Here is a 9,640-nt window from a genome sequence, read left to right on the forward strand (position 1 = left end):
GTCCGTGACGACGGCCGACGCCCTTCTGAGTAGGACGGGATGGCCAACATGTACCCCTGATTTTGATTCTGCAAAAGCGAAATATTTTTTATTTTGGGGATTGACAGAACTTCCGCAAATCGGAAGTGATTTGCCCGTCGGGTTAAATTGTCGCAGCTCTTTTCCGTCATTCCGGGGCTCGCGTAGCGAGAGCCCGGAATCCACCGCGCGACGGAGCATGCGGCCCAATGGATTCCGGGCTCGCGCTACGCGCGCCCCGGAATAACGGGAGATAGTACGCACGTCAGCAACGCACTACCCCTCCTGCGAGCTAACTCCCCAGCAGCGACGTCCCGAACGCCCTTTTCCAGACCGTCAGGAAACGTGGAAACCAGGAGTGCGCGACGGCGCTCTGATAGGCCCAGGTGCGATATTTGAGGCCTTTTTCGGAAATCAGTTCCTGATAGCCGCCGTGGGTTTCGGTCACGGTGCGGATGTCGCGCAGGATATCGCAGGCATAGGCCCGATAGGTCTGCGTGCCGGAGCATTCATCGTAGTCCAGCATGCGATCGGCGAACTCGACGTTGAACGTTGGCCACGACGAACGGCCCTGGTAGGCCGGCGCCGCGATCTTGTGAATGAGCTTGTTGAGCGGATTATCGGCCGACACCAGGAAGTGCGATGTATCCGGCACGCGAAACCGCGGCTCGGCAAGGATGAAATCGGTGGTGGCCGCGAACAGCGCGCGTTCGGCCGCGTCGTTCAGATCCCAAAAGCCCTGGTGCACATTCACGAAATCGAGCGCGATGGAATAAACCGGCGTCCCCGCGCGGGAGTCCAGGGAATGGCTGACATAGCCGTGCCTGCCGAACAGCAGCAGCAGTTCCTTCTTGTACTGTGAAAGCCCGCGTCCGAGCAGTTGCTCCAGTTCGCCTCGCTCGATGACTTCAAGCTTGATGCCGCGCAGGAACGTCGCGTAGACGCAGGCATTGGTGACGAACCGCCGGCGTTCGGCACGGGTATCGGTCGCCGCAGAACGCGGCGCGCTGACATCGCACAGCAACGCCGACAAACCGTTGTCGTCGAACCGTTGCAACGCCCCGGCGAGCCCAAGTATCTCCCGCTTCAGGTCCGCGCGATATTCCGACAGCAACAGGCGGCCGGCATGCGCGCCTTGCGACATCGCCAGATAGGAACACGGCCTTTGTTCGGCGGTCAGCAGTTGCTCCAGGCCCGCGAGGATGCCGAGCAGCGTATCCGACGGCTTCGAAAAATAGTTGATGCCGATGTAGCGGTTGCGCCCCGCGGGCACGATCGTCGTGGTGACGACGCCGGCACGAACGGCTTCCAGCATCAGCCGGACGCTTTTTTCGAGCAGGCGAACCCTGCGGACGGCATCCTGGGAATCCATGATGGTCTCGGGGTCGAGAACGTCAGGGTAGAACCAGGCAAAGTCGCGCGGATAATAGGCGGAGGCGTGCGGTGCGCCGGTAACCAGAAAGGCTTCCTTCTCGGCAAACGCAGCGTTCATCGAATGCCGGTACAGCTCCTCGATGCCCGCCGACAAATGATATTTTCGCAGGAATCGATCGCCGAGGAAATTGACGGCCTGAATGCTGTTGGCGACGAAGCTCGCCAACAGCCCCTGGTGAAACCGGTATCCGCGGTGCGATGAAAATGTGATCTGGCTGTTCATGGGTGGGGAATGAGCAATGTCCGGCGTGTCTGGTATCACGCGTTGGTACTCCAGACATCATTGATTCGTCTCTCCGCAACAGCGCGGATAGATGTGTCATCGAACTGTCATGTAGCGCGATCTTCACGTCGTCCCGGCGAACGCCGGGACCCATACTCCGCGGCAGTCATTGTTGAACAAGGTCTCTAACGCCAGCGTTCTCGTCGATGGGCCGCGGCGTATGGGTCCCGGCTCAAGGCCGGGACGACGAATCTAGTTATGCTTCCCTTGGCCGAAAATTCTCCACCAGCCGCAGCAACACCCGCGCCCCAGCGTCCGCATCGGCGGTCTCGACATGCTCCGCCGGATTATGGCTGATGCCGCCGCGGCAGCGGACGAAGATCATGGCGACGTCTGATATGTCGATCATCGCCATGCCGTCATGTCCGGCGCCGCTCGGCAGTTCGAACACGCCAAAGCCTTCCGCGGCGACGGCGTCGGCGACCTGCGCTTTCAGCCAGGGCGCGCAGGGCACGGTGCGGTTTTCGTGGGTGACGTCGAGCTGCAGCACAAGATTGCGGCGCTTGGCGATGGCTTCAATGCGCCGCACGATGTCGGCGACGGCCATCTTGCGGTGCGGATCGGATGGCGCGCGGATGTCGAGCGTGAATGACACGAGGCCGGGGATCACGTTGGTGGCGCCGGGCATCGCGTCGATATAGCCGACGGTGCCGACGAGGCCGGCGGTGTCGGTCTTGCAGAATTCCTCGACCATGCAGATGCATTCGGCGGCGCCCGCCAGCGCGTCGCGCCGCATCGTCATCGGCACGGTGCCGGCATGCCCGGCCATGCCGGTCAGCTTTGCCGCCAGTCGCGTGGCGCCCGCGATCGCGGTGACGACGCCGACCGGAAGATTTTGCTCTTCCAGCACCGGGCCCTGCTCGATGTGCAGCTCGACATAGGCGTGGAGTTCGCGGCGGGTCCGCGCGGCCGCCCCGATATGATCGGGGTCGAGGCCGAATTTCACCATCGCCTCGCGCATGGCGACGCCGGCATGGTCGCGCGAATTGAGCAGGCTTTCGTCGAAGGTGCCCGCGACCGCGCGGCTGCCGAGCAGCGTCGAGGCAAACCGCACGCCCTCCTCGTCCGCGAAGCCGACGACTTCGACCGCGAACGGCAGCCGCTGCCCGCGCCGGTTCAGATCGGCGACGCAGGAGATCGCGGTGAGCAGTCCGAGCGGGCCGTCCCATTTGCCGGCGTCGCGCACGGTATCGTAATGCGAGCCCAGCATCAGGCACGGCAGGCCCGGCCGGTCGCCGTCATAGCGGCCGCAGACATTGCCGATGGCGTCGAGATGCACGGCCATGCCGGCCTCGCGCATCCATGACAGAATGAGATCGGCGGCGGCGCGATGCTCGGGCGACAGAAAAATCCGCGCCAGATGCTCCGGCGTCTCGGAGATCGCCGCGAGCTGGTTGATCCGGCCGACGATTTCATCGCCAAGCGATGCGCTGCCGGATCCGCTGCTGGCCACTTCTGTCTTGCTCATGCTTTTCCAGTGCGCACCGCGTCGGGTCCCGCGCTTGTCGATCATTACAAATTCAATGCCAGCGCAAGCTCGCTTTGGCCACCTTCGCGGCCTGAAGAATTGCTTAACGACTTTGCATACAATCAGAGAAAGACGCCTATAAATTAATCAGATCGATCTTGCACAAAGTTTGAACGACGGCGCACTTACGAAAATACACTAGTATATTCAAATAGCTATACTGACATGCCTGCCATGAACGCTCTGGCATGAAGATTGCGACATCCCTGCCGAGCCCGCCGTTGGCGCGGCCCGCGAAATTGGGGGCGGTTCATCCGCCAGAGGGAGCAGGCACATGGAATTTGGCAGGATTTCACGACGGCATCTGTTGCAGGGCGGCGCGGCGCTGACACTCGGCACCGCCTTCGGCGCGGGCGCCGCGCGCGCGGCCACTACCACGATCGGCTTCATCTATGTCGGGTCGCGCGACGACTACGGCTACAACCAGGCCCACGCGCAAGGCGCCGCTGCGCTGAAGAAGATCGCCGGCCTCAAGGTGGTCGAGGAAGAAAAGGTCCCCGAGACAGACGCGGTCGAGAAGACCATCGAGTCCATGATCAACCTCGACGGCGCCTCGCTGCTGTTCCCGACTTCGTTCGGTTACTACAACCCGCACATGATCAAGATGGCGAAGAAGTTTCCAAAACTGCGCTTCGAGCATTGCGGCGGGCTGTGGAGCGAGAAAGACCCGGCCAACGCCGGCAGCTATTTCGGCTACATCGACGAGGCCCAGTACATTTCCGGCATCGTCGCCGGTTACTCCTCCAAGAGCGGCAAGCTCGGCTTCGTCGCGGCGAAACCGATCCCGCAGGTGCTGCGCAACATCAACGCCTTCACGCTCGGCGCCAAACTCGCCAACCCGAAGGCGACCACGCAGGTGATCTTCACCGGCGACTGGTCGATGCCGGTCAAGGAAGCCGAAGCCACCAATAGCCTGATCGACCAGGGCGTCGATGTCCTGACCTGTCACGTCGATGGTCCCAAGACCATGGTCGAGAACGCCGCACGCCGCGGCGCGATGGTGTGCGGCTATCACGTCAACCAGTCGCCGCTGGCGCCGAAGGCCTATCTCACCGGCGCGGAGTGGAACTGGGAGGCGCTCTATCCAAAATTCGTCAAGATGATCGCGGCCGGTGAAGCGATTCCGAACTTCTATCGTGGCGGCCTCAAGGAAGAGATCGTCAAATGCTCGCCCTATGGCGAGGCGGTCTCGGCCGAAGCGCGCAAGCATGCCGACGACATCAAGGCCAAGCTCGTCGCCGGCACCTACACCATCTTCAAGGGCCCGATCATGGATAATAAAGGCAAGGCGGTCATCACATCAGGCACCGATCGCGGCCAGAAGGATCCTGAACTGGAGAAGATGAACTATCTGGTCGAGGGCGTGCTCGGAGCCACTTCGTGACATCTGACGCGGCGGATCCGGCGGAGGCGGTCGGAATTGCTCCGACCGCTGATCCCGGCTTCCTCCAACGCTACGGCGCGACCATCGAATACATCCTGATCCCGGGCGCGGCGCTGGTCGGCGCGCTCGCCACCTTCGGGCTGTTCGTGGCGCTGTTCGGCAAGAACCCGCTCGATCTTTATTTCTACATGTATCAGGGCGCGTTCGGCACCTGGTTCTCCTGGCAGAACACGCTGACGCGCGCAGCACCGCTGATCCTGACCGCGTTGTGCACGGCGCTGCCGGCGCAGCTCGGCATGGTCATCATCGGCGGCGAAGGCGCGCTGCTGATCGGGGCGCTGTCGGCCACTTCAGTGGCGCTGGCGATGCCGTGGGCCTCGCCTCTGGTGGTGCAGACCGCAATGGTGTGCGCCGGCGTGATCGGCGGCGGCCTGTGGATCACGTTGGCGGGTGCGCTCCGGCAATATCGCGGCGTCAACGAGACGATTTCCAGCCTGCTGCTGGTCTATATCGGGCTTGCGGTCCTCAACCATCTGGTCGAGGGCTTGATGCGCGACCCCTCCAGCCTCAACAAGCCGTCGACCCGCGAAATCGGCGCGGCCAACATGATCGGCAGCATTCCCGGCACCGACGTGCATTGGGGGCTGGCGTTCGGCCTGGTCGCGGCGCTGGCATCCTATATCCTGATCTATCACACCGTGTTCGGCTTCTCCGCGCGCGTGGCGGGCGGCAACATCCGTGCGGCCAAAATCGTCGGCCTCGGCGTCAACAAACTGATCCTGACGATCTGCTTTCTCGCCGGCGGCGCCGCCGGCATTGCCGGCATGATCGAAGTCGCCGCCGTGCAGGGCCGCACCAACGCCAACCTCGCCGCCGGCTACGGCTTTACCGGCATCCTCGTCGCCTTCCTGGCGCGGCATAATCCGCTCGCCATCATCCCCGTCGCGATCCTGCTCGGCGGCATCAGCGCCAGCGGCGGGTTGTTGCAGCGCCGGCTCGGATTGCCCGACGCCTCGGTGCTGGTGCTACAGGGCATCATCTTCGTGTTCGTGCTGGCGAGCGACGCGCTGTACGGCCGGATCGGCTTCCTGAAAGGAAAACCTTGATATGGCTGACGGATCGCTCGGGCTCTGGACCGTTCCGCTGGCCGTATTCGGCGGCGCCATCCGCGTCTCGACGCCGTTTCTGTTCGTGAGCCTTGGCGAATGCATCACCGAGCGTTCCGGCCGCATCAATCTCGGCCTCGAAGGCACGCTGGTGATGGGCGCGATGAGCGCCTACGGCATCTCCTATCTCAGTGGCTCGCCCTGGCTCGGCGTGCTCGCCGCCGGGATCACCGGTGCGCTGCTGGGCGCGCTGCATGCCGGCATCTGTTCGCTGCCACGCGTCAACGACATCGCCGTCGGCATCGCGCTGATGCTGTTCGGAACGGGTTTGGCGTTTTATCTCGGAAAACCGCTGATCGAACCGACCGCGGCACGATTGCCCGCGATCGATTTCGGCTGGTGGAGCGATGTGCCGCAGGTCCGTGCCGCGTTGCAGATCAACGTGCTGTTCCTGGTCGGCCTCGCGCTGGCGCCGATATTGTACTGGGCGTTCCGCACCACGCGCTGGGGATTGCTGATCCGCACCGCCGGCGAAAGCTCGGATGCGGCGCGCGCCATGGGCTATTCCGTGCTGGCGATCCGGCTGCGGGCCACCATGGTCGGCGGCTTTCTGTCCGGGATCGGCGGCTCGTTCCTGTCGCTGTTCTATCCCGGCAGCTGGAACGAGGGCCTCTCTTCCGGACAAGGCATCACCGCGGTGGCGCTGGTGATCTTCGCGCGCTGGGACCCGATGCTGTGCCTGTGGGCGTCGCTGGCGTTCGGCGGCGCCGCGGCGCTGGGGCCGGCGCTGCAATCGGTCGGCGTCACCTCGGGCTACCATCTGTTCAACGCCGCGCCCTACATCCTGACGCTGGCGATCATGATCATCACCTGTTCGCCGAAGCGCACGCTGACCGGCGCGCCGGCCGAACTGTCCATCACCCGATAGACCGGAGCAAGCCATGCCCGAGCGCTATATTTCGTCCGAACCCTATGCCTGGCCCTACAATGGCGATCTGCGCCCGAAAAACACCGCGCTTGTCATCATCGACATGCAGACCGATTTCTGCGGCGTCGGCGGCTATGTCGACAAGATGGGCTACGACCTGTCGTTGACCCGCGCGCCGATCGAGCCGATCAAGAAGCTGCTCGCGGTGATGCGGGCGCAGGGCTTTCACATCATCCACACCCGCGAAGGCCACCGCCCTGACCTCACCGACCTGCCCGCCAACAAGCAGTGGCGCTCGCGGCAGATCGGAGCAGGTATTGGCGATCCCGGCCCCTGCGGCCGCGTGCTGGTGCGCGGCGAGGCCGGCTGGGAGATCATTCCCGATCTGGCGCCGCTGCCCGGCGAGCCCATCATCGACAAGCCCGGCAAGGGCTCGTTCTGCGCCACGGACCTGGAGCTGATGCTGCGGCTGCGCGGCATCGAGAACCTGGTGCTGACCGGCATCACCACCGATGTCTGCGTCCACACCACGATGCGCGAGGCCAACGACCGCGGCTTCGAATGCGTGCTGATTGAGGATTGCTGTGCCGCCACCGATAGGAGCAATCACGAGCACGCGCTGAAGATGATCAAGATGCAGGGCGGCGTGTTCGGCGCGGTCGCGACCTCAGGCGCGTTCATCAAGGCCGTGTCATGATCATCGGCGACACGCCGCTCCCCGAAGGCCCGCTCGACGTCGACGCCGTCGCGGTGACCATGAAGTTTGGCGACTTCCTCGCGCTCGACAATGTCGCGCTCAAGGTGCGGCCGGGCTCCTTTCACGCGCTGCTCGGCGAGAACGGCGCGGGAAAAAGCACGCTGGTGAAATGCATCATGGGTTACTATCATGCGACCGAGGGCGACATCCTGGTTGGCGGCCGCGAGCAGGCGATCGCCAACCCCAAGGATGCGCACGCACTCGGGCTCGGCATGGTCTACCAGCATTTTACGCTGGTGCCGGCGATGACGGTTGCAGAAAATCTGGTGCTGGCGCGCGATGACGTTCCGGCGGTCGTCAACTGGGCGAAGGAAAAGCAGGAGCTGGAAGCGTTTCTGGCGCGGATGCCGTTCAAGGTGCCGCTCAACGCCCGAGTGTCCGACATTTCGGCCGGCGAGCGGCAGAAATGCGAGATCCTCAAGCAGCTTTACCTGAAGCGGCGCTTCCTCATCCTCGACGAGCCGACGTCGGTGCTGACGCCGGGTGAAGCCGACGAAGTGCTGGGCATGTTGCGCGACATGGTCGTCAATGCCGGCCTGACCATCCTGATGATCACGCATAAATTCCGCGAGGTGATGGCGTTCGCCGACGAGGTCACGATCCTGCGCCGCGGCAAGCTCGCCGGCAACGGCAACGTCGCCGATCTCACGCCGGACAGCATGGCGCGGATGATGATCGGCGCCGAGGAATTGATGGTTCAGCCGCCGCGCGTCGGGCAATTGGGCGAGGCGCGGCTGGAGCTGAGCAAGCTTTGCGCGATCGACGATGCCGGCGCGGTTGCGGTCCATGATGTCTCGCTCACGGTGCGCGGCGGCGAGATCGTCGGCATCGCCGGCGTCTCCGGCAACGGCCAGCGCCAGCTTGTGGAAGTGCTGGCCGGCCAGCGCGAGGCCGAAAGCGGCGAGATTCGTGTTCGCGGCGATCTCTATTCGGCCAGCCGCGAGGAGATGCGGCGGCACAAGATGTCGCTGCTGCCGGAAGAGCCGCTGAAGAACGCCTGCGTCGGCGGCATGAGCGTCGCCGACAACATCGCATTCCGTGAATTCGACCGCGCGCCGTTTGCCAGCAAGGGCTGGTGGCTCAACAAGTCGGCTTTCCGAAAAGACGCCGAGCGCAAGATCGGGCTCTACAAGATCAAGACCCGCTCGCCGGATACGCCGATCTCGGCGCTGTCGGGCGGCAACGTGCAGCGCGCGGTGCTGGCGCGGGAACTCGGCGGCGAGGTCGAGGTGCTGATCGCCGCCAATCCCTGCTTCGGACTGGATTTCGCCGCCGTCGCCCAGATCCACGCCGAAATCATGGCGGCGCGCAACCGCGGCGCCGCGGTGCTTTTGGTCAGCGAGGACCTCGACGAACTCCTTGAATTGTCGGATCGTCTGGTGGTGATGTTCCACGGCCAATTCGTTCATGAAGCCCGCGCCAGCGAGGCTGACCTGACCGAAATCGGCCGGCACATGGCAGGGCACTAGCAGTCAGGCATTGATGGCGGATATTTCTGCGCTCAGCCCGTCCGAGATCGACGCGCATTTCCTGCGGCGGACCTTCGACGTCGCGCGTCGCGCCATGATGCACGGCAACCACCCGTTCGGCGCCATTCTCGTCGATGCCAACCGCAACGTGCTGATCGAGACCGAAAACGGCTATATGCCCGCCCGCGACAGCACCGCGCATGCCGAACGCCTGCTGGCGACGCTGGCCTGCACCACCATCGACGCCAACATCCTGCGCGGCGCCACGCTCTACTCCTCGGCCGAACCCTGCGCGATGTGCGCCGGCGCGATCTACTGGGCCGGCATCGGCCGGCTGGTCTATGCCTTAAGCGAACACCGCCTGCGCGAATTGACCGGCAACCATCCGGAAAATCCGACCCTCGACCTGCCGTGCCGGGAAGTTTTTGGAAGCGGTCAACGATCCACTGAGGTCGTCGGCCCGCTGCTGGAGGACGAGGCGGCTGCGGTGCATGCCGGGGCGTGGGACAAATAGCCCCTCAATTGTAGCAACTATCAGGTTGGACGAGAACGAGTACGACCCGACCGGCTGCAGTGTGACACCGCGCTCGCCGTCGTCAAGGAGTGGCCTGGCAGCTGCGGAGCGTGCTTTGAGCCAATGCGCGACGGCCATCCTTGACGACGTCTGCGCGCGGCGTCACGGATTGAAGCAGGTCGGGACGAAGAAGCGGCTCTCCGGTCGAACCAAGAAGCG

General features: G+C 63.9%; 9 protein-coding genes. 7 read left to right on the top strand and 2 right to left on the bottom strand.

Going from position 1 to position 9,640, the window contains the following annotated elements:
* Nucleotides 1-310 precede the first annotated feature (310 nt).
* Together ACSQ84_RS35650 and ACSQ84_RS35655 are read right to left on the bottom strand one after the other, a co-directional pair.
* On the bottom strand, nucleotides 311-1,675 hold the full coding sequence (locus tag ACSQ84_RS35650) for a hypothetical protein (RefSeq protein ID WP_436216441.1): 1,365 nt from the start codon (nucleotides 1,673-1,675) through the stop codon (nucleotides 311-313).
* 256 nt (nucleotides 1,676-1,931) lie between these two features.
* Complete coding sequence (locus ACSQ84_RS35655) at nucleotides 1,932-3,203, bottom strand: allantoate amidohydrolase (protein ID WP_436216442.1); 1,272 nt, start codon at nucleotides 3,201-3,203, stop codon at nucleotides 1,932-1,934.
* A gap of 334 nt (nucleotides 3,204-3,537) precedes the next feature.
* Between ACSQ84_RS35655 and ACSQ84_RS35660 the strand changes: the two genes are divergently transcribed.
* From ACSQ84_RS35660 to ACSQ84_RS35690, 7 genes are all read left to right on the top strand, one after another.
* Nucleotides 3,538-4,647: a BMP family ABC transporter substrate-binding protein gene (locus ACSQ84_RS35660; protein WP_436216443.1), complete on the top strand. Its 1,110-nt coding sequence runs from the start codon at nucleotides 3,538-3,540 to the stop codon at nucleotides 4,645-4,647.
* Nucleotides 4,644-5,753, top strand: a complete 1,110-nt coding sequence (locus ACSQ84_RS35665) for an ABC transporter permease (protein WP_436216444.1) — start codon at nucleotides 4,644-4,646, stop codon at nucleotides 5,751-5,753. Before ACSQ84_RS35660 ends, ACSQ84_RS35665 begins: the two co-directional genes overlap by 4 nt.
* A 1-nt stretch (nucleotide 5,754) precedes the next feature.
* A complete protein-coding gene (locus ACSQ84_RS35670; RefSeq protein WP_436216445.1) occupies nucleotides 5,755-6,681 on the top strand; it encodes an ABC transporter permease in 927 nt (308 codons plus the stop codon).
* A gap of 13 nt (nucleotides 6,682-6,694) precedes the next feature.
* Nucleotides 6,695-7,378: a biuret amidohydrolase gene (gene biuH / locus ACSQ84_RS35675; protein ID WP_436216446.1), complete on the top strand. Its 684-nt coding sequence runs from the start codon at nucleotides 6,695-6,697 to the stop codon at nucleotides 7,376-7,378.
* Nucleotides 7,375-8,907, top strand: a complete 1,533-nt coding sequence (locus tag ACSQ84_RS35680; RefSeq protein WP_436216447.1) for an ABC transporter ATP-binding protein — start codon at nucleotides 7,375-7,377, stop codon at nucleotides 8,905-8,907. Before biuH ends, ACSQ84_RS35680 begins: the two co-directional genes overlap by 4 nt.
* 13 nt (nucleotides 8,908-8,920) lie before the next feature.
* Complete coding sequence (locus ACSQ84_RS35685) at nucleotides 8,921-9,421, top strand: nucleoside deaminase (protein ID WP_436216448.1); 501 nt, start codon at nucleotides 8,921-8,923, stop codon at nucleotides 9,419-9,421.
* 25 nt (nucleotides 9,422-9,446) lie between these two features.
* Nucleotides 9,447-9,640, top strand: a 194-nt coding sequence (locus ACSQ84_RS35690) for a hypothetical protein (protein ID WP_436216449.1), incomplete at its 3' end; no start/stop codon positions are given.

Source organism: Bradyrhizobium sp. LjRoot220 (genome assembly GCF_964252915.1).
Taxonomy (GTDB): Bacteria; Pseudomonadota; Alphaproteobacteria; order Rhizobiales; family Xanthobacteraceae; genus Bradyrhizobium.